This window comes from Methanocorpusculum sp. GPch4 (genome assembly GCF_012062385.1).
Lineage (GTDB): Archaea > Halobacteriota > Methanomicrobia > Methanomicrobiales > Methanocorpusculaceae > Methanocorpusculum > Methanocorpusculum parvum.
The window spans coordinates 48,049-70,090 of record NZ_SIJA01000008.1 but is presented as its reverse complement, the minus strand read 5'-3'; the positions used below and the strand labels follow the sequence as shown (position 1 = coordinate 70,090).

The 22,042-nt window shown below is 51.1% G+C and carries 26 protein-coding genes; 8 read left to right on the top strand and 18 right to left on the bottom strand.

Going from position 1 to position 22,042, the window contains the following annotated elements:
- Nucleotides 1-9: 9 nt before the first annotated feature.
- Both EYA77_RS00460 and EYA77_RS00455 read left to right on the top strand, forming a co-directional pair.
- Nucleotides 10-852 carry a DNA glycosylase gene (locus tag EYA77_RS00460; RefSeq protein WP_167815536.1) on the top strand — a complete coding sequence of 281 codons (843 nt, stop codon included), beginning with the start codon at nucleotides 10-12 and terminating at the stop codon, nucleotides 850-852.
- 189 nt (nucleotides 853-1,041) lie between these two features.
- Nucleotides 1,042-1,668, top strand: a complete 627-nt coding sequence (locus tag EYA77_RS00455; protein WP_167815535.1) for a hypothetical protein — start codon at nucleotides 1,042-1,044, stop codon at nucleotides 1,666-1,668.
- Nucleotides 1,669-2,315: 647 nt separating this feature from the next.
- Here the strand turns inward: EYA77_RS00455 and EYA77_RS00450 are convergent.
- Together EYA77_RS00450 and ftsY are read right to left on the bottom strand one after the other, a co-directional pair.
- A complete protein-coding gene (locus EYA77_RS00450) occupies nucleotides 2,316-3,656 on the bottom strand; it encodes a signal recognition particle protein Srp54 (protein WP_167815534.1) in 1,341 nt (446 codons plus the stop codon).
- A 1-nt stretch (nucleotide 3,657) separates the two neighbouring features.
- The gene (ftsY, locus tag EYA77_RS00445) at nucleotides 3,658-4,668 is read right to left on the bottom strand and encodes a signal recognition particle-docking protein FtsY (RefSeq protein ID WP_042698007.1); all 1,011 of its coding nucleotides are present in this window, start codon (nucleotides 4,666-4,668) and stop codon (nucleotides 3,658-3,660) included.
- Between the two features lie 93 nt (nucleotides 4,669-4,761).
- Between ftsY and EYA77_RS00440 the strand changes: the two genes are divergently transcribed.
- Nucleotides 4,762-6,798, top strand: a complete 2,037-nt coding sequence (locus tag EYA77_RS00440) for a clostripain-related cysteine peptidase (protein ID WP_167815545.1) — start codon at nucleotides 4,762-4,764, stop codon at nucleotides 6,796-6,798.
- Nucleotides 6,799-6,864: 66 nt separating this feature from the next.
- Here EYA77_RS00440 and pfdA read toward each other — a convergent pair whose 3' ends face one another.
- From pfdA to rnhB, 13 genes are all read right to left on the bottom strand, one after another.
- Nucleotides 6,865-7,308: a prefoldin subunit alpha gene (gene pfdA / locus EYA77_RS00435; RefSeq protein WP_167815533.1), complete on the bottom strand. Its 444-nt coding sequence runs from the start codon at nucleotides 7,306-7,308 to the stop codon at nucleotides 6,865-6,867.
- On the bottom strand, nucleotides 7,298-7,483 hold the full coding sequence (rpl18a, locus tag EYA77_RS00430; protein WP_042698015.1) for a 50S ribosomal protein L18Ae: 186 nt from the start codon (nucleotides 7,481-7,483) through the stop codon (nucleotides 7,298-7,300). Before rpl18a ends, pfdA begins: the two co-directional genes overlap by 11 nt.
- A 67-nt stretch (nucleotides 7,484-7,550) precedes the next feature.
- Nucleotides 7,551-8,219 carry a translation initiation factor IF-6 gene (locus EYA77_RS00425; RefSeq protein WP_042698018.1) on the bottom strand — a complete coding sequence of 223 codons (669 nt, stop codon included), beginning with the start codon at nucleotides 8,217-8,219 and terminating at the stop codon, nucleotides 7,551-7,553.
- Nucleotides 8,220-8,483 (bottom strand): 50S ribosomal protein L31e, encoded by a 264-nt coding sequence (locus EYA77_RS00420; protein ID WP_011833847.1) that lies wholly within the window; start codon nucleotides 8,481-8,483, stop codon nucleotides 8,220-8,222.
- 4 nt (nucleotides 8,484-8,487) lie between these two features.
- The gene (locus tag EYA77_RS00415) at nucleotides 8,488-8,640 is read right to left on the bottom strand and encodes a 50S ribosomal protein L39e (RefSeq protein ID WP_011833848.1); all 153 of its coding nucleotides are present in this window, start codon (nucleotides 8,638-8,640) and stop codon (nucleotides 8,488-8,490) included.
- On the bottom strand, nucleotides 8,637-9,236 hold the full coding sequence (locus EYA77_RS00410) for an alpha hydrolase (RefSeq protein WP_167815532.1): 600 nt from the start codon (nucleotides 9,234-9,236) through the stop codon (nucleotides 8,637-8,639). Before EYA77_RS00410 ends, EYA77_RS00415 begins: the two co-directional genes overlap by 4 nt.
- Nucleotides 9,233-9,565, bottom strand: coding sequence for a DNA-binding protein (locus EYA77_RS00405; RefSeq protein WP_095641970.1), 333 nt, complete (start codon nucleotides 9,563-9,565; stop codon nucleotides 9,233-9,235). Before EYA77_RS00405 ends, EYA77_RS00410 begins: the two co-directional genes overlap by 4 nt.
- Nucleotides 9,566-9,599: 34 nt before the next feature.
- Nucleotides 9,600-10,049, bottom strand: a complete 450-nt coding sequence (locus EYA77_RS00400) for a 30S ribosomal protein S19e (RefSeq protein WP_042698029.1) — start codon at nucleotides 10,047-10,049, stop codon at nucleotides 9,600-9,602.
- Nucleotides 10,050-10,181: 132 nt separating this feature from the next.
- A complete protein-coding gene (locus EYA77_RS00395; RefSeq protein ID WP_280841922.1) occupies nucleotides 10,182-10,490 on the bottom strand; it encodes a YhbY family RNA-binding protein in 309 nt (102 codons plus the stop codon).
- A gap of 39 nt (nucleotides 10,491-10,529) precedes the next feature.
- Complete coding sequence (locus EYA77_RS00390; RefSeq protein ID WP_042698034.1) at nucleotides 10,530-10,850, bottom strand: ribonuclease P protein component 4; 321 nt, start codon at nucleotides 10,848-10,850, stop codon at nucleotides 10,530-10,532.
- Nucleotides 10,851-10,883: 33 nt separating this feature from the next.
- Complete coding sequence (gene purN, locus EYA77_RS00385; protein ID WP_095641971.1) at nucleotides 10,884-11,504, bottom strand: phosphoribosylglycinamide formyltransferase; 621 nt, start codon at nucleotides 11,502-11,504, stop codon at nucleotides 10,884-10,886.
- Nucleotides 11,505-11,543: 39 nt separating this feature from the next.
- On the bottom strand, nucleotides 11,544-12,869 hold the full coding sequence (locus tag EYA77_RS00380) for a site-2 protease family protein (RefSeq protein WP_167815531.1): 1,326 nt from the start codon (nucleotides 12,867-12,869) through the stop codon (nucleotides 11,544-11,546).
- 36 nt (nucleotides 12,870-12,905) lie between these two features.
- A complete protein-coding gene (gene rnhB, locus EYA77_RS00375; RefSeq protein WP_167815530.1) occupies nucleotides 12,906-13,544 on the bottom strand; it encodes a ribonuclease HII in 639 nt (212 codons plus the stop codon).
- 57 nt (nucleotides 13,545-13,601) lie between these two features.
- Between rnhB and EYA77_RS00370 the strand changes: the two genes are divergently transcribed.
- Nucleotides 13,602-14,258 (top strand): TrkA family potassium uptake protein, encoded by a 657-nt coding sequence (locus tag EYA77_RS00370; RefSeq protein ID WP_042698043.1) that lies wholly within the window; start codon nucleotides 13,602-13,604, stop codon nucleotides 14,256-14,258.
- A 64-nt stretch (nucleotides 14,259-14,322) separates the two neighbouring features.
- Here EYA77_RS00370 and EYA77_RS00365 read toward each other — a convergent pair whose 3' ends face one another.
- Together EYA77_RS00365 and EYA77_RS00360 are read right to left on the bottom strand one after the other, a co-directional pair.
- Nucleotides 14,323-15,426 carry a hypothetical protein gene (locus EYA77_RS00365; RefSeq protein ID WP_167815529.1) on the bottom strand — a complete coding sequence of 368 codons (1,104 nt, stop codon included), beginning with the start codon at nucleotides 15,424-15,426 and terminating at the stop codon, nucleotides 14,323-14,325.
- Nucleotides 15,427-15,433: 7 nt separating this feature from the next.
- Nucleotides 15,434-16,627, bottom strand: coding sequence for a tubulin/FtsZ family protein (locus tag EYA77_RS00360; RefSeq protein WP_042698049.1), 1,194 nt, complete (start codon nucleotides 16,625-16,627; stop codon nucleotides 15,434-15,436).
- Between the two features lie 119 nt (nucleotides 16,628-16,746).
- Between EYA77_RS00360 and EYA77_RS00355 the strand changes: the two genes are divergently transcribed.
- Genes EYA77_RS00355 through EYA77_RS00340 form a run of 4 tightly spaced genes read left to right on the top strand, consistent with a single transcriptional unit; the run spans nucleotide 16,747 to nucleotide 21,682 of the window.
- Nucleotides 16,747-17,988: an NAD(P)/FAD-dependent oxidoreductase gene (locus EYA77_RS00355; protein WP_245241076.1), complete on the top strand. Its 1,242-nt coding sequence runs from the start codon at nucleotides 16,747-16,749 to the stop codon at nucleotides 17,986-17,988.
- Nucleotides 17,985-18,701 carry a glycosyltransferase gene (locus EYA77_RS00350; protein WP_167815527.1) on the top strand — a complete coding sequence of 239 codons (717 nt, stop codon included), beginning with the start codon at nucleotides 17,985-17,987 and terminating at the stop codon, nucleotides 18,699-18,701. The genes EYA77_RS00355 and EYA77_RS00350 overlap by 4 nt, the downstream gene beginning before the upstream one ends.
- Nucleotides 18,685-19,686 carry a lysylphosphatidylglycerol synthase transmembrane domain-containing protein gene (locus EYA77_RS00345; RefSeq protein WP_042698057.1) on the top strand — a complete coding sequence of 334 codons (1,002 nt, stop codon included), beginning with the start codon at nucleotides 18,685-18,687 and terminating at the stop codon, nucleotides 19,684-19,686. Before EYA77_RS00350 ends, EYA77_RS00345 begins: the two co-directional genes overlap by 17 nt.
- Entirely contained in the window at nucleotides 19,673-21,682 is a 2,010-nt protein-coding gene (locus tag EYA77_RS00340; protein WP_167815526.1) for a DUF2298 domain-containing protein, read from the top strand. The genes EYA77_RS00345 and EYA77_RS00340 overlap by 14 nt, the downstream gene beginning before the upstream one ends.
- Here the strand turns inward: EYA77_RS00340 and EYA77_RS00335 are convergent.
- Entirely contained in the window at nucleotides 21,667-21,933 is a 267-nt protein-coding gene (locus EYA77_RS00335) for a hypothetical protein (RefSeq protein ID WP_167815525.1), read from the bottom strand. The genes EYA77_RS00340 and EYA77_RS00335 overlap by 16 nt on opposite strands.
- Between the last annotated feature and the right edge of the window lie 109 nt (nucleotides 21,934-22,042).

Genomic DNA, 22,042 nt, shown 5'->3' with positions numbered 1-22,042 from the left:
CTTTTTTTTATGCAGACATTTTCTCTTGAAGATATCCCTTTTCAGCTGGATCTGACCGTTTCCTGCGGGCAGGCATTTCGCTGGCAAAAGCAGAACGGATTCTGGTATGCGCCGGTCAAAGACAAGGTCTGGAAGGTCCGGCAGGAAGGAGAACAGCTGCAGTACGAAGGACCCGCAGAGGAGGAACTCGTCAGATACTTCGGACTGGATGTCCCCCTGAACACTATTCTGGATGAGATCGATACGGATCCGCTGATCCATGCGGCGATCGAAACGTGCCGGGGTCTTCGGATCATCAGGCAGGATCCCTGGGAGTGTCTGATTTCGTATATTTGTGCGACGTGTGCGAATATTCCCGGGATCACGATGCGTATCGAGAATCTTTCAAAGAGTTACGGGAGAAGAGTCGAGGCGGACGGTTCCGTGTTTTACACGTTTCCAAAAGCGGAACGGCTCGCCGCCGAGGAGATCTGTTCCGTTCGGGCATGTAAAGTCGGGTACCGGGATACCTACATCTGCAAAGCGGCAAAGACGGCGGCCGAAAATCCCCGCTGGGCAGATGAGATCAGGCGTCTGCCCTACCTTTCAGCGAAAGAGAGACTGATGACGCTGCCGGGCGTCGGACCGAAGGTCGCCGACTGTGTGCTTTTGTTTGCATTTGAAAAGTATGAGGCGTTTCCGATCGATGTATGGATCGAGAGGATCCTTAGGACGAAGTATCTCGGCGGAGCGCAAAAACTCTCGTATAATAAGGCCGGAACATTTGCAAGAGACCATTTCGGGCAGTATGCCGGTTATGCTCAGGAGTATTTATTCGGGATCAGGGAGGAGATAGCCGGAAAAGGGGAGTGATGACGGGAGAGAGTAGTGTACTGACCCGGGTGTGTTTAACAAATAAATTTTCCAGGCGGACAATATATCTGGTTTAAGGAGAGATAATCTCCATCAATTGTAAGTAAACACTCATTTTTGGTACAAAAAATGACGCAAAATTTCCTTCTCCGACAGATATAAGATGCGAAAGGATCTATTAATATAGTCATGAAACTGAGCATACTCACCCTTGCCGTCCTAGCAGCAGTACTCTGTTCGGCAGGATGTGTGATCAGCCCGCACGATATCATCGGGATCTGGACGAGTGAAGACATCTCGGGGCTGCCCGTTCCTTCGCCTGATGTGACACGGATCATTGTGGAGTTCACGCCGGACAGAAAAGGAACAGAGACCTGGGTCTACGCAAACGGGTGCAGATATGTCTCAAATATCTCCTGGATCGAAAACGACGACGGCACATTTTCCTATGCTTATGACTCCTGGCTGACGACCGTGTCAGAAAACGGAACGCTTGCCTCTGATGAAGAAGGAAGGGTCTTTGTACGGGAAGGGAGCGATGCCGACAGCGGATATCCCGGAACATGGACGGCCGTCGAAGCGTATGAATATAACGGGATGCTCTATACCATAACCAACGAGATCTATCCAGACAATACCGGTGTTTCGCTCTGGACGGATCAAAACGGCGTGACCGAACCGCCGTGGGAGATGGTCTGGTATCCGTACAAAGAGGATATGTATATCAATTATTACAAAGAGGCGCTGATCGGTTTTACTATACTGGATAATGGAACAGGGCTGGACAGTTATAATCTGACCTATACCAAAGCATAATTTTTTTCAATCGGAATTACGCGGTGTTGGTGTGGCTCCAATTCGGGAAGGAATTTGTTGAGTGTGGAAAGCTGAGAAAAACCAACCGCGAATCGGCGCGAATCCGCCCTTCGGGCGATATGAATCGGATTTGCTTTTCCTCACTCTCGCCCGTCGTGTCTAGTCGCAAGGCAAAGCCTTGCTCCGCTAAGGTTGTCCGCTTTCAGCGTCCAACCCGCTATCAACACGACGGCTCGTCCCTTCATCGGGACCGTTTGGGCAAATCCTGTCGGCGCCCCAGCGCCTCCCGTGAGAGGATTCTCTCTCGTCCAATCCCCAATCATTAAAAGAATCTTTGAATAGGACTTACGCGTTGTGGTCTCAAAATGAGGAAGAGATAGATCAGTTGGGAGGCGCTGGGGCGCCGACAGGATTTGCCCTAACGGTCCCGATGAAGGGACGAGCAAGACAGCGAAGCTGGATTGCGAGAGTGAGGATAAGCAAATCCGATTCATATCGCCCGAAGGGCGGATTCGCGCCGATTCGCGGTTGGTTTTTTCTCTTGTGTCAAAAAGAATGTCGTACACGAAACCGAAGTACATCTAATACGAACTACTGTTTTTTCCAGTTAAGATCGCACCGCGTAACTACTATTCAAAAAAGATATTTTACATCGGACCCATCGGTCCCATGCCGCCTTTCTGCATCTGTTTCATCATCTTCCCCATCGCCATCCTGTTTCCTCTGAATCCTTTCAGGGTTTTCTGCATCATCTTATAGTATTTGATAAGATCCCTGACCTCTTCGATCGTTGAACCGGACCCTTTGGCGACCCGCATCATTCTGGACGTGTTGATGAGCGATGGTTCATCGAGTTCCTCAGGCGTCATGGAGTCCATGATGATCCTAAACTTTTTCATCTTGTCGGCAGTCCCTTCCAGCGCGTCGGACGGAACGTTCATGTTGCCCATCGGCAGCATGGATAGGACCTGTTTTAACGGACCCATCTTCTGAACCGCTTCGAGCTGTTTGTACATATCGTTCAGGGTAAACTTACCCCGAAGCATGGCATTGACGTCGACGTCCTCGGCATTGATGGACTCTTCAGCCTTTTCGACGAGGGCTTTGAGATCGCCCATCCCAAGAAGGCGGGAGATGAATCCGTTTGCATCGAACCGTTCGAGATCATCGATCGTTTCACCGTTACCGATGAAAACGATCCCCGACTGGGTCTCGGCGACAGCTGACATAGCGCCTCCTCCTTTCGCCGTACCGTCCATCTTGGTTACGATAACACCGTCGATCCCGATCGCTTCATGGAACCGTTTTGCCTGATCACGGGCCGCCTGACCAAGAGCCGCGTCGATGACGAGCCAGCGGTGATCGGGTTTGAGGTACGCATTGACCTCTGTGATCTCATCGATCAGATCATCTTCCAGGGCATGACGTCCGGCGGTATCGACGATGACGACATCCATGTCTTTCAGGGCGGCAAGTCCGTCTTTGACGATTTTGACAGCATCCTTCTCCTTTGGATCGCCGTAACTTGGGACATTGATCTTTTTGCAGAGCGTTTCGAGCTGGGCATAGGCTCCGGGCCGGAAGTTGTCGGCGCCGATCGCCCCTACTTTCAGACCTTTTCTCTGGAAGTAGCGGCAGAGTTTTCCGGTCGTGGTGGTCTTACCCGAACCCTGCAGACCGGCCATCAGGATCTTCTGCGGTTTTAAGGAGAACTCGGCTTCTTTCCCGACGAGGTTGACCAGCTCCTGATAAACGATCCTGAGTACATGTTCACGGGCGTTGATCCCTTTGGGGAGCGTCTCGTCCAGTGATCGGGCTTTGATCTGTTTGGACAGCTCCATCACGAGCTTAACGTTGACGTCAGAAGAGAGCAGGGCTCTCTGGAGATCGCGGACGAGTTCATCGACGGCGGCACGGTCGATGACCGTTTTGCCGGCGAGTTTCTTCATCGCGTCTTTGAGTGAGTTGGAAAGTGTGTCGAGTCCCATGTTAGTCATCTCCGAATATTTCATCAATGATCAGTGAAGGGGTGAACGGTTTCATATCATCATACCCCTGCCCGACTCCGAGAAAAACGAGCGGTTTGCCGATCGTGTAGGCGATCGAGATGGCAGCACCGCCTTTTGGATCCATGTCGACTTTGGTGAGAATGACGCCGTCTGTCGAGACGGTCTTTTCAAACTCTTCGGCACGTATAACTGCGTCGTTTCCGGCTACGGCCTCGTCCACGTAGAAGACGAGATCGGGTTTCATCACCCGTTTGATCTTTTCCAGCTGGTTCATGAGATTGACCCGGTTGTGGAACCGGCCTGCCGAATCGGCGAGGACAACATCCGTCTTGTGGGCTTTGGCATACTCAACGGTGTCGTAGAGAACGGCCGAGGGATCGGCTCCTTCCTGATGGGCGATGAGTTTGATGCCAAGTCTTTCACAGTGGACACGGATCTGTTCGATTGCCCCGGCACGGAACGTGTCGCCGGCTCCGACCACGACGGAGAGTCCCTGACTCTGAAGATAGTGGGCGATCTTGGCGACCGAAGTTGTTTTCCCGGTCCCGTTTACCCCGGTGAAGAGGATCTTGACCGGCTTTTCATGGTTTTTAATATAGGAGACGAGATCGAATCCTTCACCAAGCACCTTTTCGATCGCATGTCTGAGAGCGTCCGTGACGACATCGTCAGCGGATTCGCGGAGTTTCCTGTGCGTGCCGACGAGCTCTTTTTTCATGTGCTCTGTGATTGCCTCGGCGACGGGATAAGCTACGTCGGACTCCAGGAGGACCATCTGGAGTTCGAAGAGCGATTCCTCGATATCTTTTTCGGAAAGGACAAACTCATGTTCTACGACAAGGGTTTTGATTTTATTGAGGAAGCCCGGGGCTTTTTTCTCCTCCGGCTCGGGCTTTGCTATGGTATGGGCGGCGGGAGCGGGCACTTCCGTCTCAGGCGCCGGGGTTTTTTTCTTCCCAAGGCCGAGTTTATTTTTCAGTCCTTCAAACATTATCTATTCATTCGGTCCTGTGAATATAAATTCCTCTCTGTTAGTTCCGCAAAGGAATACGCTCATATACTTAGACCGTAGAGTGAAGTACAAATGACAGCGGGCGGCGTGTTTCAAAAAACGCTGATCCTTGGAGGAATTATCGTGCTTATCCTTTCTGCGATGATCCTGCCGGTTTCAGCATCGAATGAGAATTATCTTGTTTTCTATATGGTCGGTTCCGATCTGGAATCGCAGGATCATTACGGATCAAAGAATTTACAGGATCTTGCAGGCAGCTGGGATCCGGATATTGGCGATATTATCGTTATTTACGGGGGGGCTGACAAAACCGGATGGGACAACGGTCTTGCCGTTACCAATCTGGAACTTCTGAAAAAGGATCTTCTTGACGGTGAGGTAGGGTCCGACGGGAATCCGGCCACGCCGACAGAGTTTGTTCTGACCCGCATTCCGGATCTGGATATCTCCTCGCCGGGTGCGCTGGCAAAGGGTCTGGCGTATGCAGACGCCTATGCTGCCGATGAGGGACTCACCTCAGCCAGCAGATACCTGATCTTCTGGAATCACGGCGGAGGGTATGAGGGATTTGGCGCGAACGAACTGCTGGATACCTGGATGAGCGTGGAGGATCTGCAGAAAGGTCTTTCCGCCGCCAAAAAGTATGACATGATCATATTTGACGCCTGTCTGATGGCGTCGCTTGAGGTGGCGGACGCCTTGCATCCGTATGCGGATTATCTGGCGGCGTCAGAGGAGAATGTGCCGGGTGACGGACTCAATTATGCCGGGATCGGCAAAGCGCTTTCCAGTGATCCTTCAATGACCCCGGAGGATTTTGGAAAAACGATCATCACGTCGTTTATTTCGGTTCAGGACGGGGATGCAAAAACATTCTCTCTTGTCCGTCTCGATAAAACACCGTCTGTTGTTTCTTCTCTGGACACGCTCGGGCATTCCCTTCGGGAGGTTCTTGACGATGCCGATTCTCTTGCTGCGCTTAGCGGGATCTACACAACTATCCAGGGGTATGGAAGGAGTGATGACGGCTCAACGGTGACCTCGGTAGATCTCTATGCATTTGCGGATCAGATCCTGACCAACACCGAAGAGGGGAGTTCCCTGCACACAGCAGCCGGAGATCTGCAGACTGCCCTGCGGGATTATGTGCTTATGACAAAAGACTCAGGCCATTTCAGCGCTGCACACGGCGTGTCGATCGCGGCGCCGCGGGAGGAGTTTGTCAGCGAGTTTCCACGAAGCATAACATTTGGAAGAAACGGCTGGTACGAGTATTTTTCAACATATATGAACACAGCCGGCAGCCCTGCAAAGCCTGGCGCCCAATACAGGAGCAGCAGTGCAGACAGCCGGACGATCGTGGTGAACGATCCAACCAAGATGACGATCGTGTTTGCCGATTATCTGTATCTGAAGGACGGACAGTATCTCATCATCGGTCAGACGCCTCTTGAAGAGACCTATGTTCCCTCGGGCGGCGGGCTCTGGATCTCTGTTCCAAGCGGGGAGTATGATGATCCGGACTGGGACGGGACATGGTTTGTTCTCGGCGGCGAGGGGAAAAGCTCTGATGTGTTTGTTACGATGAAGTATGCGTATTCGTTCGTTGAGCAGGATTCTCTCAGCAGTGTCTATCTGATCTACGGCAGTATGACTCGAACGGTCAGCGGAAAGGAGACAACTGTCCCGTCGGTGATCACTGCCGTTGTTGATATGGACGCGATGAAGACGACAGATATGTTTGTTGAATCCGTATCCGAAGACGGCTGGTATTCGCGTACGAATCTCTGGGGAGACACGGGAATTTTACCGGGCGATGTGTTTACCCCGCTTCTTGAGATCTACAACGAAGAGGAGGAGTCGGTCGAAACGGTATATTCCGCGGATCGTTTTACCTTCGGCGAGGATCCGGCGGCGGAACTTGTCAGAACAGCATTGGATGAGGAAAAGTGTTACTGGGTCGCTGAACTGGATGATTATCTTGACGATGACGCGTTTTATCTTGAAGAACCTGATCTCCCGGACACCGGAAGCGCAAAGTCACCGATCCTGCCGGCCGGGCTGCTTTTTGGTCTTGCGGCCGCTTTCCTGCTGATCAGAAGAAGATAACATTCTTTTTTTTGAAACGTTTGGGCGTTTTTCGTGATGATGAACAGAAATGAAAAAAAGAGAAGTTCAGCGGTGCTGAGTCTGAGAATAGATTTCCTGCATTCTCTGCTCAACGGCCCGCATCTGTTCCTGAAGCTTTCCAAGAGATTCGGAAAGCCGTTTTGCGGATGCATCCATCTCAGTGACCCGGTCGCGAAGGAACGTGACCGCGTCTTCGACCGGTTTTTCGACCGTGATGCCTGCGCCGATTCCCACCATGATGTTTTTGGTGTCGGTAACGGTTGCGTGAACCGATACGCCTCCTCCAAGATTGAGAAGCGTGGGGACATCTCCTTCCAGACCGCGGAAAGCTTCAAGCGACTCGATAGACGCAAATGCTTCCCCGCGTGCCGATTCGATGAACCGGAGCTGCTGGGTCAGAAGTTCAAACTGCTGGGAATATTCATTGGCATATGCCTGGAGGGAGCGGACCTCCTGCTCCAGGGATGCCTGATCAGTATTACTCGCCATTAATAGCCTTTGCAGAGTCAATGGTAATATACTTGCGTTCGAGTCTGTGCTTGCTTCCAATCGTTGCAAGAGTAAACTCTCCTGCAAGCTTCTCGGAAGGTGCATCGACTGTTTTTGTGAAGGGCTTCATCTTTCCATCGTTTTTGAATGTGCCCTTTACCTCGAATTTCGGCATTTATTTCACCTCACAGAAATCGCATACTTCTTGCAAAGCATGCTCAACTCGTGAAAAAATAATTTTTTCACAAGAATCCAAATACATCTTCGATTCTACCAAGTTCATAGCCCGTGGTAGCGTTACCTGCCAGATATCCTTTGCTGTTGATCAGAAGACCGGTGCCGATCAGACCCGAACCCATGTTTACGGATCCGGTTCCGATTGCCAAATCAGCATTATCGATGCTGCGTTCCAGTTTTTCGATCTCTTCGGGGCTGCTTCTTGCCGGCAGAAGGATGCCTGCGTTTGTGCAGGCACACGTCATGCCGACCGTTCCGACTCCGGCAAAGGACATCGGGATGATCTTGACTTTCAGAAAATCCGCCACCATTTCGCGCATCGCAGACGACATGTCAGGATGTACAACAGCAAACGAATCATTGGTCAGAATTACGTTCCCTGCCGCATTCATCTCTTCTCCAAGAAGCAGGCAGTCGCCGTACTCCTGAAGGATTTCGAGTTCTGAATCCTGAATGAGACCGGAAACGACAAATCCGCGGGAGTTGCCTGTGAGGAGGAGACCTATGACAGAGGAACCCTGGATGAAGGTTTCGATAACCTCGACATCCAAAGCTTCCGCTATTTTGTCCCGGAACTCTTTTGGAGCTTCGACCGGGACTACGGCAAGATCTTCAAAGACACGGGCATACACGCCGATGTTCGGGTCACCATTCAATGACAGGGTCGGGTCCATTTATTCCTCAGCAAGTTCTGCCTGGACCTGACCGTCTTCGAACTTCATTGCCCGAACACGAATACGTCTTGGCGGTTTCTGGGATCCGCGCGCCCATACGAGTTCGTTAATGCTCTTGTCGAGTTTAACGTCATCACTCTTCATGTGATGCTCGAGATAGCCGCGGATGTCTTTGATAGCTGCGTTTGCACGCTTGTAGCACGGAACACGCTTAACATCGCGGAGCGGGATCACGTATACCTGTTCTTTTTGCACTTCTACCATTTTTTTACACCTTCAGAGTGCTGCGTCTCCAGTTGCGTCTCTTTGGATGCGACACAACAGTGCGCTTGGTTTTGATCATGACCCAGGCAGGAACACGGCGGTTCTGCTGGGTTGCCTTTGCAAGACGAATCTTACGGCTTTTGGTAAGTTTGCTCATGGTTCATTCACCATTTTTTTCTTGATGACCAGAGACTGTTCATGATTTTTCGGAAAGAGAGACGTAAAGTCTATTCCTCTCCGGGTCATTTCAGATCTGATCTCGTTTTCGAAGTCACCGTTGGGGATCGTTCCGGTTTCGCCGTAGGCGATCTCAAAGAACTTCTCCGCCAGCCGGATGATCTCTGTTTTTCCGATGCCAAGCAAAGGGCGGATATAACTCACCCCGTACTTCATCTCAAGACTCTGCACTTCAGACTGTGTCCGCATCGGAACCCGGTCATCTCGTCGGGTTCCGTCGGCGACCACCTCATATTCCTGCGCTGCAGCACAGAGGGACCGTCGGTGGATTTCGTTGATAGCATTTGCAGGATGTCCGTCGTGAACGATTTGGTCCACGACTTCATCAAGGAAACCTGGCGCAAAGACCAGTTTCTTCCAGGGAAAACCGGTTTCCTTTGCCGCCGCCTCGATAGAAGGCACAACGCGGGTCTCATTAAAGACAAAGGTCAAAAGCTCCACATCATAATCTCTTGATAAGAGAACCGCGGCAAGACTGCTGTCTTTACCGCCGCTGTAGAGCACCCCTGCTTTCATCCGACCCTGCGGATATTGAATTCCTTCTTCTGCGGAACTATCTGAGTTAACAGCTGTCTGAGCTGTTCATCGGTAATCTTATTACGCAGGCGTCCAGACTGGGCGAGAGATACAATCTGCTGCTCGACGGAAGAGGCAAACTCAGGCTTTGTCAGCCGGATAGTGTTCAACCTTTCCCGAGCTTCAGGCTCCATAACCTGCATGAGTACAGACTGAATCTGTGCCTGCATCTGCTGCTGACGCTGGATCTGATCTTGTTCCGCCATCTGCTGCTGCTGCATCTGCATCATACGCTGACGGCGGATCTCTGCGAGTTCATCGTCTCCCATTCTTGAATCACCTCGAATTGATCAATATGTAATTTTAATACTTTGCAAGTCCGGGCGCAGTCTCGACTGCCTGATCCTTTAAGGAATAAGCAACGCCGTCGAGGAATTTGCGGCCTTTTGCAGAGACATTTCTGCCGCCAGTCACCTTTTCGAGGTAGCCGGCTGCTTCGAGCTGCTGCATGACTTTTCTGGCAATGCTTCCACTGCCTTTTCTAAAGTGGGACGGCTTGGAACCGCGGTCCTGCACACCGCCGTAAACGGAGCGCATGCGCTCAACTCCAATCGGGCCGTCAACGTAAATTCTGCGCAGCACTGCTGCGGAACGAACATACCACCAGTCTGGATTTTCCGGTGGCATCTCCTTGTGTACTCCCGTCTTGACGAACTCTGCCCACTCGGGTGCTTTGATGACTGACTCATTCTTGAGTTCGTCTGCTACCTTTGCGAGGAGTAAGTCTGCCGGAATATCAAACACTGTAGTCATTGACAATCCTCACTGTATGCCGCATGTTGGAGACATGCTTCACTGCGGAACTTTTCCGCAATAGATGACATTAACAGTCTGTATAAATTAGAGTCGTAAGATAATATATGTTCGCTAGAAAAAAGTGAGATTTTATTTCCTTCCCATGAAGGAAGACTTGATCTTGTCACGGGCTGAGAGGTTTTTCGGCGGCGTTCTTCTCGCAGGTCCGGCTTCTAAGACCTTTCCGCGGTTTTTCGCGCCAAGGACCACCATTCTCCCGCGCGCGGCGATGACCTCTGCTGAGACGGAACTGGCAAGATCCTGCACTTCCTCGGTCTTCATGTCCGAACTCTGCAGCCATTTGATTTTGATAACTTTGCGTGTTTCGAGCTGGCGGCGTATCTCTGCAAGGAGATCATCGGTGTAGCCGTTTTTACCGACCCAGATGGTTGGTTTCAGGGTCTGGATATAGGATTCTGTAATATCTGAGATTGTTTTTCACCTTGATTCGGTTTTTTTATTGAGGGGGATACGGGTAACTGCTCCGCAGACACCGCACGTATAGATGATCTTCCCGTGCTGGATCCTGACCCGGAGATTCTTGCCGGGAACAAAGAAGGCATGACATGACGGACAGAAGGAACGCCGGTGACCTTTCGTCAGACGGACACGCTGCTTCATCGCCATCTCGCGTGCAAGAGAGACATACCTGGATGAAAATTCAGGCTGGTTCTCTGCCTCTTTTGCACGCTCAAATAAAATATCGATCCGTTCCAGAGCGATTTTTTTTGGTGAGATGCCTTTCTCTGCTTTTGCCATAGGGAATATGCCTTATACAATACTACCTGAGACCTATTGATTGTTTGCCTCGGGAAGAATTTTTACCCGGCGGCCGAAGATCGCCAGACGGTCGGCGCAAAACAAAGCAACAGCCTCCGGATACGCAATGTGTTCCTGCTCTAAGATGCGTTCCGACAAAGAATCCTCATCATCGTCATCCAGGACCTCGACGGCCTTTTGTAAAATGACCGGGCCGGAGTCGAGCCCTTCATCAACGAAATGCACAGTACATCCGGCTATTTTTACGCCGTACTCCAAAGCCTGTCTTTGCCCGTGCAGACCGGAAAAGGCCGGAAGAAGCGCCGGATGGATATTGATCATTTTCCCGGAAAACTCCCGGGCGATCTCCGGACCGATGATACGCATATACCCTGCACAAACATAAAGATCAGCCCCAACATCCTGCATGGCAGTAAGAAGGTCACGTTCATACTCTGCTTTTGAGGTATAATCCTTGTAATTCAGAACAATTGCAGGAATACCGGCAGTATCTGCACGTTCGATCGCATAGGCTTCCCTATTGTCGGTCAAAAGAGCAACGATTTCCCCATTGATTTTGCCTGCTGCAAGGGCATCCTGAATCGCCTGGAAATTCGATCCGCGGCCTGACGCAAGTACTGCGATACGCTTCATGATAGTTATGTGTGAGGTAGAGGGATAATTAATCTTCTCTTATAAAAGATACGGCATAACCAACGGGATAACGATCAGCAGGACGAGAACATAGGAAACCGACCGGCAAATGGTGAATGCCGTTTTCTCATCCTTTCCCCGGCTGACAAACCAGGATCGCAGACTTTCACGCAGCATCTGACCGCCGTCAAACGGACCAAGCGGGAGAGCATTGAATATGCCGAGAAGGATATTGATCCAGGCACACCAGGAGAGGATATGGATGATCTCCCAGAAACCTGCAAAAGGAGCTGAAAGGATCGCAGGATCCGGACTGTCGACCATAAGGAAACTCAGCGCGTCCGTTCCGGCGATCGAGGAGAAGGGTAAGACCACAAAGGTCAGCAGGGAGCCGGCAGCCTGAAGCGGCGAGTCCGGATACATGAGTTTGTCCAGAGCATTCGTTATGGCAGACGGTTCGGAGAACGAAACACCGATAAACCCGGTGTTTTCTCCCGGAGATAAAAGACGATCAGAAAGATCCTTCGGGATCGAGGTGAGCGTAATGTCATATGTCTGAGGAGTTCCGCGATATTCTCCACGCAGGGTGATCGTCTGGTTGACCTTTGTCGCTGCAAGAACTGCGGAGATGTCGGCGAGGCTGAAAACGGATGTGTTGTCAATCGAATAAACGATCATTCCCGGCATTACGCCTGCCTCGTCGGCCGGATAGCCTTCGTACACCCCATACACGTAGGGGGACGACCCGGGGACGACGAGACCAAGAAGAAGCACGAGACCAAGGAGACAGATTCCCCCAACAACCAGATTGTTCGTGATCCCGGCCGCATAGAGTCTGAGTTTTGTTCCAAGCGAAGAGTTTGCGATGTCCTCTTCATCCGGTTCGACAAAAGCACCCACCGGGATGACGAAGGCAAGGATCCCCGTGGATCTGACTCTGATGTTTTCCGCACGTGAAAGGATCCCGTGTCCGAACTCGTGGATGATCATCGCAAAAATGAGACCAAACCAAACGGCGAAGGTCGAGGGAACATACTCATTTATTCCCGGGATCAGGAGAAGATTCTGGGGAGCTATCGGCTCTGTATCGATGAAAAGGCTCATGAATGCCGTGAAGACAAAAAGCAGCGTAACAACGATGCCGCAGAGAATGGTCAAAATAACCCCGACATTTCCATAGATGAGAAGAAGGCGCTTCCATCCGGAAAGTTTGTCAAAAATACCGGTACGGGTCGTTTTGATCATCAGGAACGGACCCGTGAAGGAGAAGGTGTTTGGGAGAATATTGTATTTTACGATGGCGTAGCATATGCAGGCATACATCATCACTGCGATTAATACCGGAATAAGCCAGCCCAGATCCATTCTCTATGTATTGGAGGTGAAAGATTAAGAGGTTGCTTAGATGAAATCATCCAGGCCGGTCTGTGAAGATCGGTTGATGATATCCTTTACCGTCTGCCAGGATCGGCGGGCGCAGGCCGGAGCTTCGCCGTGATCACGGATATATCCGGTAAGAAAAGCGATCGTAAGGGGATCTGACGGATATCCGCTTCCGATCTCGCCGTACTCGTTTTTTAGTTCGGCAATACACCGGTCACGGGTGACTTTTGCCACAATACTTGCCGCTCCGACAACAGGAAATTTTGCGTCTGCTTTGTGTTCGGAACAGACCCCGGCGGAGATGCCGCTCAACCGAAGAACATTTTCTCCAAAACGCAAGGCATTCACATCGCATGCGTCAAGATAGATGAGATCGGGACAAAGAGCACGGACAACTTCCGCATGGCATGAAGCGGTGAATGCATTCATCGTACCCTCGCGTGAGTCGATCTCGAGAGGAGTTCGCACAACGGTATATGTCTGCCATGAAGCAGTGATCTCTTCAAACAGGCTCTCGCGTTTTTTCGGGCTGAGTTTTTTGGAGTCTCTGATGTCCAGCGCCGCAAGTTCGGCCAGATCCGAAACAACAACGCCTGCGGTGACCATCGGACCAAGAACCGGTCCCTTGCCTGCTTCATCGACGCCGCAGATTTTCATCAGATACGTATATTTCAGGGAATAGATATAATACCACCAGACATCATACGTTTTTTCATGTATCTCATCATCGTTGGTCTGGGCGGTATCGGAAGAAGTCTTGCCGGGATTGCGTCGGAGAATGGACACAGTGTTGTGGTTATCGATAAGGATGAGGAGAAGTGCGCAGACATCCTTTCTCTCCACGATCTTCTGGCAATCGCCGGAAATGCAACCGATAAGGCCATTCTCGAGGATGCCGGCATTGACCGGGCCGATGCACTTGTCGCGACCACCAGCGATGATGCGCTGAATCTGATGGCCTGCTGGCTTGCGAAGAAGTATGCGGTGAAAACCCTCGTTTCGATCGTGAATCAGAAAGAACATGCTGATCTGTTCAAAGAAGTCGGCGTCAGGATCAGTGAAAATCCGGATGAGATCGTGGCACGCAGCCTGTATCTCTGGTCGGAAAATCCTGACACCCAGCTTTTGGCATCGATCGAGGGCGGCAGTATCTTCGAAGTGACGGCAAGCGAAGGGGCAAAAGGCGTGAACAGGACGGTGAAAGATGTTTCGGATATGAAGGATATGCTCTACATTGCCATTCGAAGGGGGGGCAAACTGATCATCCCGAGCGGGAACGTCACCTTCATGCCGGGCGATGTGATCACGGTTTTTACAAAGAAGGAGTCGGAAGGAAGATCTGTAGAGTATATGGACGAACTCTTTCACTAAATCAAATCACTGTTTTTCAAAAAAAGGTGTCAAAGAGGAGAGAAGACTCCTCAAAAATTAGGTTTTATCCAAGCTCGTCCCAGCCGCCTCTGCGTCTTCGAATGAAAATGATCGCGCCGACGACAACCAGGACGGAAACCACGATAACGATGACGATCGGAAGGACACTGCCGACAGCGGCAAGAGGCGAAGCAGAAGCACTTTCCTGATACGCGGTTCCGTCAGCTAATGCCTGCTCCGAGGCTTTCAGGGTCTCGTCAACATTTGGCGAACCGCCGGTGTTATAGGAGATGGCTGCGACATCATAGGTATTTTTGACACCCTGATTGGTAATTCCAAGCAGTTTTGCTTCGGTATCCCAGCCTTTGCCGTACAATTCAGTGATGATGAGATCGACGGCGTCCGTATTTGCTTTAATAGCAGTCAGACCGGCAAGAGACAGGGCTTTTTCAGCTGCAGTCAAAGACGTGGTCGCTGCTTCCAGTTTTTTGCTGGCGACCGAAATATCTGCAGTTCCCGCGGATTTTGCAGCCGCAAGAGAGGTTTTTGCTGACTCCAGATTTGTAACTACGGACGAGACATCGACCCCGTACGATGTATACGTAGCAACACGAGACTCAAGAGAGGTGATCTGTTCTTGTGTCTCCGCGAGCATGCCAGAAAAGTCATCTGGATTATAGACCTTCTGGGTTGGGGAGGAGTATGTCGCCGATTCTCCAGGGGGAGCAGTAGGCTCCTGATCTATTTTGAGAACAGTAATAGACTGACCTTTCAAACTCTCTGGAATCAGCCCGCTCAAAGCGATATACAGAGTGACCGGCTGGTCGTAATCCAGAACGAATCCTGAGATTGTATAGGCAAAACTGGATGAGGAGAGTGTCGTAATAAGGGCGTCCTCACTGGTTTTATTGTTGACGACCGTGCCTTTGTAGACATATACGGTCCAAAGCGTTGAGTCTCTAAGGGCAGTCGTCAGTTTAAGAGATCCCGACGTGCTGATACTGTCCTTTGGAAGAGATATGGTCATAGATGCAGTGACCGCTTCACCAGGACTCAAAGATCCCGACGGATCGATCGTTGCTCCGTTCGTATACGTAAATGCCGATCCGGTGCCGATAAACATTGCACAGACCAGGAGTGCCAATAATATATATGTTATTTTCTTCATTGTGTCCTCATTCAAACAGGGGATCGATACCATCCTCAAACATCGATGAAGTGGCCCGTTCACGGGATCTCACGACCTCTTCCTTTGCTTCCTTTGCAAGCTCCATCAGCTCACGAATGCGGGGAGCATTCCCGATCGTTGCAAGCAGGACCACTGCCGCAACATAGCCGCTGTCGACCGGATAATCGCCGCCGCGAACCTCGACGCCGGCAATATTTTCCTCGACCCAGCTCTTGGACTTCTCCACGCCTTTGCGGTCAAGTTCCGTCGGCGGGCCGGCAACCAGAACGAGAGCACGTTCGGCTGTCGAGTAATCACAGGGGAGAGTCAGCCGTCCAAGCATCGCACGGCGGACAAGGCCGATGATCTTTGCGGATTTATCCTCGCTCGAAGTTATATCGATGTGGGGCTCCTGACGTTTGTCCTTCTTGCCAAGAAGACCGCCGAGAAGGCCGCCGCCCGACTTCGATGAAGACCGGCCGCCTTTGGGGATAGCCTCGCTGATTGCATAGCCGACCGAAGAGATACCTCCGCCCCGCAGTGTATTGATGATCTCACTCGAGTCGACGACCATCTCTCCGACACCGAACTTATTCACCTCGCCGGCACGGAAAAGAACGCCGAATCTGCGGACGATCTCCTCATTGAGCCGGTCGAACGCACTCTTCACACTCTCGCCGTCGTTCTTCCAGGCACTGTTGTCAAAGACGATGACATTGTCAGCCTCATTTACCAGCGTGGATAAACTTCGGGCGGCATTGAGGGAATAGAGACGCCCCTCTTCCGGAGCAGGGATGATTCCGAGAGCATAGACCGGTTCACGATAGATACGTTTTAAATGACGGCAGAGAACCGGAGCTCCGCCGGAACCCGTACCTCCGCCCAATCCGGCACAAACAACGAATGCATCGACATCATGGGTCCCGCGTTTGTCGATCGCATTGATGATCGTGTCGATCTCATCAGCCGCCACCTTGGCGCCGGTTACGTTATCGGTTCCGACCCCGTGGCCTTTGACCATTGTCTGGCCGATCAGAAGGCGATCTTCCATAGGGATGTATTTTACCCCCATCAGATCGGTCCGGGCGGTATTGATAACAATACCGCGGAAGCTCGTGGATCCTAACTTTTTGTCCTGTGCCAGGAACATATCCACGATCTTTCCTCCTGCTTGTCCAAATCCTATAAAAAACACTCGCATTTACTGTAGACACCTTTAATTGTGATATATATGTAAGTCATCGAATATATATGACTTCCATACTATACGACGACGTCTGCCAAAAACTTTCTTATCATACAAAGCTATCTTATACTACAATGAAGATAGGGATTCTCGGTTCAGGACTTGCGGGATTGTCAGCCGGCTTGCAGCTTGCTGATGATCATGAGGTCGTTATTTTTGAAAAAAATACAGTTCCCGGCGGCTGTATGTCCTCTCAGACCTACAACGACACCTATACTCTCGAAACCCTCTATCACCACTGTTTTTCCGGCGACAAAAATCTGTTTTCCCTTCTGGATGAACTCGGTCTGAGATCCGATCTGATCTGGCTGAAAGGTTCGACCGGATATTACATGAACGGAAAACTCCACCCGCTCACAACGCCTCTGGAGATCCTGAAGTATCCCTGCCTGACATTTTTCCAGAAATGCAGGCTCGGACTCTTTGTGATCAGTTCACGAAAGATCGATCTTGCTCCGCTTGACAAAATCACGGCAAAAGAGTATCTGTATGAGAAAGTAGGAGAGGATATCTATAATGCGTTCTTCGCCCCCCTGCTCTCAAGTAAATTCGGATCGATGAAAAATGACGTCTCGGCCGCCTGGCTTATGAGCAGGATCGCTATCCGCTCCGACAGGGGATCTGAAGGGGAGAGGCTCGGCTATCTGAAAGGAGGATGGCACAGGCTGATCGATGCGATGACGGAAAAACTCCGGGAAAAAGGGGCGGAGATCAGACTCGGCGTTCCGGCGACCTCGCTTGTCAGGGAAAAGGACAAATGGCTGATCAACGGCGAAGCGTATGACGCCGTAATTTCCACGCTCCCGCCTCAGGTGACAAACGCGTTAATGGAAAAAACATCAGACAAGCTCCCAAATCTCATGTATCAGGGAGCAGCATGCATGACCTTGGGTCTCGCCCGCGATCCGGCAAACGGCATCTACTGGACCAATATGGGAGATCCGGCCCCCTACGGAGCCGTGGTCACGCACACGAATTTCGTCCCGTTCGAATGGTACGGGGAACATGTGGTGTATCTTGCCTCCTACTTTAAAGATGAACCGGACGGGGGACTGAAAGACCGGATGATTGATGACTTCTGCAGACGTTTTTCTATAGATAAAAGCGAGATCCGTCACGCAGACCTGTACATCGACAGATTTGCCGGCCCCGTATATGTTACGGGATATAAAGATGCGATCCCTCCGGCAGATCTTGGAAACGATCTGTTCATCGCAGGAATGTTTTCACCGGAAAATTATCCTGAACGAAGTATGGAAGGGTCGATTCTGGCGGGGCTCAATGCTGCAAAATACTTAGAGGAGAAAAATCTTTGAACCGCGTATCCGTCACCGCAGTCCTTCCCGTCTTCAATGATGTGGAAGCTTTGAAGACAGCCATTCCAAAATCCATTCAGGCACTCGAAGCGTACGGAAAATCTTTCGAGCTGATCATCGCAGAGGACGGCAGTACCGACGGAAGCCGCGAGTGCGTGGAGGAGTGGGAGAAAAAAGATCCGCGGGTCCGGCTGCTCCACTCAGACGAACGGCAGGGGAGAGGCAGGGCATTGAACCGGGCGCTTGCAGAATCATGCGGCGAGATTTTCTGTTATTATGATGTAGATCTGGCAACTGACATCAGCCATCTTGCAGAACTTCTCGATCACATAGAAGACGGAGCTGACGTCGCGACCGGATCACGCCTGATGAAAGACAGCAGCATCGTTCGAAGCGGCGACCGTGAGATCGCGAGCCGAGGCTATAATTTTCTGGTCAGGCTGTTCCTCGGCAGCAAACTCAATGATCATCAGTGCGGATTCAAAGCCTATAGATCCGCAGTTCTTTTGGAACTCGTGCAAAAGATCCAGGCCCCTCACTGGTTCTGGGATACGGAATCACTCGTCCTTGCACAAAAAGCCGGACTTCGGGTCGATGAGTTCCCGGTGATCTGGCGGCAGGGACCGGGAACGACCGTCAGATTCAAAGATGTGAGCAATATGGGAAAAGACATCCTGAAGATGTGGTGGAGACTGCATGTGGAAAAAAGTTAGTGCCGTTGTCATTCCAACGGTGATCGCGGCTTCTCTGCTCGGGTACATGCTTTTTCGCGTCTGGGATGAACTCCAGGGAAATCTCGAAAATATTCTTGAATCCCTGGTCCCTACCTGGCTGATCGCAGCGGTAGGCATCTGTGTTCTTGCGTGGTTTCTCCGGGGTTTTCGGTACAAATACATTGTCAAACGCCTCGGAACAGAGATAGGCGTCATTTTTTCCACTGCATCCATCTATGTTTCCCAGACGGCAAACCTGATCATCCCGGCACGCCTCGGCGACTTTGTCCGGATGTTCATCCTCAAACACGAGAAAGGGATGCCCTATACGAAGGGATTCACATCGCTCATCGCTGAACGGGTGTATGATATTCTCGTACTGGCAGTTCTCGGATTGTGTTCCCTGCCGGTTTTGATCAGTCTGATCCCAAAAGAGTATGCATGGTTTATCTGGCTGATCATCTTTGTCCTGATCGCCGGCATCGCAGGAATCGTCATTCTTCTGCTCGCCAGATGGATGCATGCCAAAAACCGGATCCTGCAAAAGATCCTGGAGATCTTTGCACAGTTCAGACAGGTCTCCTCCACACCGGCATCCCTTGGGATCCTCTCGGGAACATCTGCTGTTATCTGGATGATGGATGTTCTCACCTGTTATCTGGTATGTATGATGTTGTCCGTTGAAGTTCCGTTCATGCTGGTCCTTCTGGCGATCGTGATCGGCAATCTCATAAAAGCCGTGCCGATAACCCCGGGAGGAATAGGAACGTACGAAGCAGCCCTTGCCGTAGTTTTTGAGATGGGGGGCGTTGTGCCGTTCACAGCCTTTTTGATCGCAGTGATCGACCATCTGATCAAAAATCTGGTCACGCTTGCCGGAGGTCTGATCTCACTCTATTACTTCGGCGGCTGGTCGGTGACGCTTATGAAAAAACTCTTCAAAGGCAGCACAGAACAACTCAAGGAAGAGAATGGCAGCCGTTGAATCCCAGATATTTACCGTCATCCTCTGGCTGATCATTATCAAATTCAGCCAGATCACTGTTTATCCCTATCTGAAACCTGCGCTCGGATCGATTTCCTACGGAATTGCATACCCGGTCGGGATCCTTTTACTGACGATCGGGTCCTGGTATCTTGGTCTGGCAGGCCTTCCGGTCCAGCTTGTTTTGCTGATGTTTGCCGTACTTGGCGGGTTTGCGTTCTACAAAAAACAGTATGAGCTGGCCGACCTGAAATGCATGGTCCGCTGGGACATTGTTTTTCTTGCTGCATTCGCGCTTCTGCTGACCGTCCGCTGGTTCTCTCCGGGGATCATTCCGTCCGGCGAGCGGTTTATGGATGCGGCATTTCTTGGAAGCATCATGCTTGATCCGACCGTGACGCCGGCCGATCCCTGGTTTGCCGGAGAGAGCCTGAGCATCTATTATTATCTCGGACACTGGATGATGGGGGTTTTAGGGATCCTGGCGATGGGATCGAACACCGTTGTCTTTAATCTGATGATTCCAACTGTGTTTGCCCTCGCGGCAGTTTCAGCCTACGCGATCGGCGTTCTGCTTCTGAAACGTCATCAGTGGTTCCCGATCCTGGTCCTCATCATCCCGAATGCTGCGCTGATATGGCACGCATTCACCGGAAAAGGAGTGATCGATGCATGGTGGGCATCCACACGGGTTATCGGAGAGGGGGCAACCATCAATGAGTACCCCCTTTTCTCCTTTTTATGGGGGGATCCCCATGCACATCTTCTCGCATGTTTCAATCAGCTGGTGTTCATCTGCCTGCTGGCCGTGATGATAACCAGGTGGCAGGATCTGAAAGGCTGGGGAAAGTATCTGCTGATTATCCTTCTTTCCCTCTCACTTGGGACGATGCCTGCCATGAACTCCTGGGACGTGCTGATCTATGCAGCGGTGTATCTCGTTACAGCATGTCTGGTCTGGTGGAGGATCGACCGGCATCAGGTCAGAAAACTTCCGCCGTTTTTGCTTGTTCCGGTCCTTTCGCTTCTCTCCTACGCGCCGTTTTTATATCAGATGCTCACGGCCGGTGAGTCAAGCGTTCAGGGATTTTATCTTGTGACGACCACATCGCCGGTGATCGAGTTTCTCGGCGTGTATCTGTTCTTCTTCGTGATCTTTGGGATCTACGGATATTCTGTTCTGAAAAAATATCCCTGGGTGATCGCACTTCCGATCCTATTCTGGCTGTCCGGCTATGCATCGCTTGGACTTGCGGTCTTTTTGATCATCCTTCTCCTGGGGAAAAAATCCTGGCGGCCTGAGATCATCTTTGGGGTGGTCGGACTTTCCATCCTGGTTTTTCTGGAGATATTCTATCTCAGGGACTTTATGGGTGATACCTACTATCGGATGAACACCGTCTTCAAATTCGGATTCTGCGCATGGTTCTTCCTTGGTATCTCCTCACTGCTGATCCTTGGGAACTGGTTCAAAAACCTCTTTGCATCGGTGGATACGAAAAAGATCTGGGCGGCAGGATGTGCGGGAGTCATCTGTTTAGCGGTGATTTTTGCCGTTGGAGGAATCAATCTTGGCTATCCCGGCGGAACGCTGGACGGAGCAGCCTGGCTTTCCGTATCCCATCCGGCGGATTATGAGGGGATCGGATTTCTGCAGAAGACGGCGGACCCTTCGTCTGTCGTGGTCGAAGCAGCCGGGATTTCGTATACGTACGGATCCAGGGTCTCGGCGGTGACCGGTTTGTCTACGATCATCGGATGGACGGGTCATGAGGTCGGGTGGCGGAGCGGTATCGGGGATATTTCTTCAAGGATAGCGGATGTACGTGCGATCTACGAAGACCCGACCAAAACGATCAGTCTGATGGAAAAATACGGAGCAACATACCTGTTTGTCGGCGAAACGGAACAGGAGATGTACACGATCGATCTCCCTCCGGAGGATCTCGAGAATGTATTCTCAGCAGAAGGTGTGGATATCTACCGGATCAGATAATACGGCCCCTTCCTGATCACCGGAATTTTCAGCGCGGTAGAGAGGATGGAAAATGACGGAGCTTTTTCTTTCAAAAACCAGAAGACCGGTTTTTTTAAACCAGGCAACGGCGTTTTACGGGTAAAATAGCCAATCCCCTCCCCTAAGCGGGATTTATCCCGGGAAAAAGAAGGGATATAACGTCGTTGCTTAAGGGGAGAAGAGCATATATCTCTGGCAAGGAGGAACATTCTTTCGTGACGTTCATCCATATCTTTATCTCAAATTCAGACCCATAAATATAGTTACGCCAGCAACGGTTACCCCGTACGGGGGGAACAAATCGGGATATCTCCTGAGACTGTTTTGTACCTACCAGTA

Coding starts and splice junctions, on each gene's coding strand:
- EYA77_RS00340 (WP_167815526.1), top strand. CDS start 19,673: ATGGCAGCCGTTGAATCCCAGATATTTACCGTCATCCTCTGGCTGATC.
- EYA77_RS00380 (WP_167815531.1), bottom strand. CDS start 12,869: ATGGATCTGGGCTGGCTTATTCCGGTATTAATCGCAGTGATGATGTAT.
- EYA77_RS00400 (WP_042698029.1), bottom strand. CDS start 10,049: ATGACTACAGTGTTTGATATTCCGGCAGACTTACTCCTCGCAAAGGTA.
- EYA77_RS00420 (WP_011833847.1), bottom strand. CDS start 8,483: ATGGTAGAAGTGCAAAAAGAACAGGTATACGTGATCCCGCTCCGCGAT.
- ftsY (WP_042698007.1), bottom strand. CDS start 4,668: ATGTTTGAAGGACTGAAAAATAAACTCGGCCTTGGGAAGAAAAAAACC.
- EYA77_RS00450 (WP_167815534.1), bottom strand. CDS start 3,656: ATGGGACTCGACACACTTTCCAACTCACTCAAAGACGCGATGAAGAAA.
- EYA77_RS00355 (WP_245241076.1), top strand. CDS start 16,747: ATGAAGATAGGGATTCTCGGTTCAGGACTTGCGGGATTGTCAGCCGGC.
- EYA77_RS00405 (WP_095641970.1), bottom strand. CDS start 9,565: ATGGGAGACGATGAACTCGCAGAGATCCGCCGTCAGCGTATGATGCAG.
- rpl18a (WP_042698015.1), bottom strand. CDS start 7,483: ATGCCGAAATTCGAGGTAAAGGGCACATTCAAAAACGATGGAAAGATG.
- EYA77_RS00460 (WP_167815536.1), top strand. CDS start 10: ATGCAGACATTTTCTCTTGAAGATATCCCTTTTCAGCTGGATCTGACC.
- EYA77_RS00365 (WP_167815529.1), bottom strand. CDS start 15,426: ATGAAGAAAATAACATATATATTATTGGCACTCCTGGTCTGTGCAATG.
- EYA77_RS00335 (WP_167815525.1), bottom strand. CDS start 21,933: ATGGATGAACGTCACGAAAGAATGTTCCTCCTTGCCAGAGATATATGC.
- EYA77_RS00370 (WP_042698043.1), top strand. CDS start 13,602: ATGTATCTCATCATCGTTGGTCTGGGCGGTATCGGAAGAAGTCTTGCC.
- EYA77_RS00425 (WP_042698018.1), bottom strand. CDS start 8,219: ATGGACCCGACCCTGTCATTGAATGGTGACCCGAACATCGGCGTGTAT.
- pfdA (WP_167815533.1), bottom strand. CDS start 7,308: ATGGCGAGTAATACTGATCAGGCATCCCTGGAGCAGGAGGTCCGCTCC.
- EYA77_RS00390 (WP_042698034.1), bottom strand. CDS start 10,850: ATGGCAAAAGCAGAGAAAGGCATCTCACCAAAAAAAATCGCTCTGGAA.
- EYA77_RS00440 (WP_167815545.1), top strand. CDS start 4,762: ATGACAGCGGGCGGCGTGTTTCAAAAAACGCTGATCCTTGGAGGAATT.
- rnhB (WP_167815530.1), bottom strand. CDS start 13,544: ATGAAAATCTGCGGCGTCGATGAAGCAGGCAAGGGACCGGTTCTTGGT.
- EYA77_RS00455 (WP_167815535.1), top strand. CDS start 1,042: ATGAAACTGAGCATACTCACCCTTGCCGTCCTAGCAGCAGTACTCTGT.
- EYA77_RS00345 (WP_042698057.1), top strand. CDS start 18,685: ATGTGGAAAAAAGTTAGTGCCGTTGTCATTCCAACGGTGATCGCGGCT.
- purN (WP_095641971.1), bottom strand. CDS start 11,504: ATGAAGCGTATCGCAGTACTTGCGTCAGGCCGCGGATCGAATTTCCAG.
- EYA77_RS00415 (WP_011833848.1), bottom strand. CDS start 8,640: ATGAGCAAACTTACCAAAAGCCGTAAGATTCGTCTTGCAAAGGCAACC.
- EYA77_RS00360 (WP_042698049.1), bottom strand. CDS start 16,627: ATGCGAGTGTTTTTTATAGGATTTGGACAAGCAGGAGGAAAGATCGTG.
- EYA77_RS00410 (WP_167815532.1), bottom strand. CDS start 9,236: ATGAAAGCAGGGGTGCTCTACAGCGGCGGTAAAGACAGCAGTCTTGCC.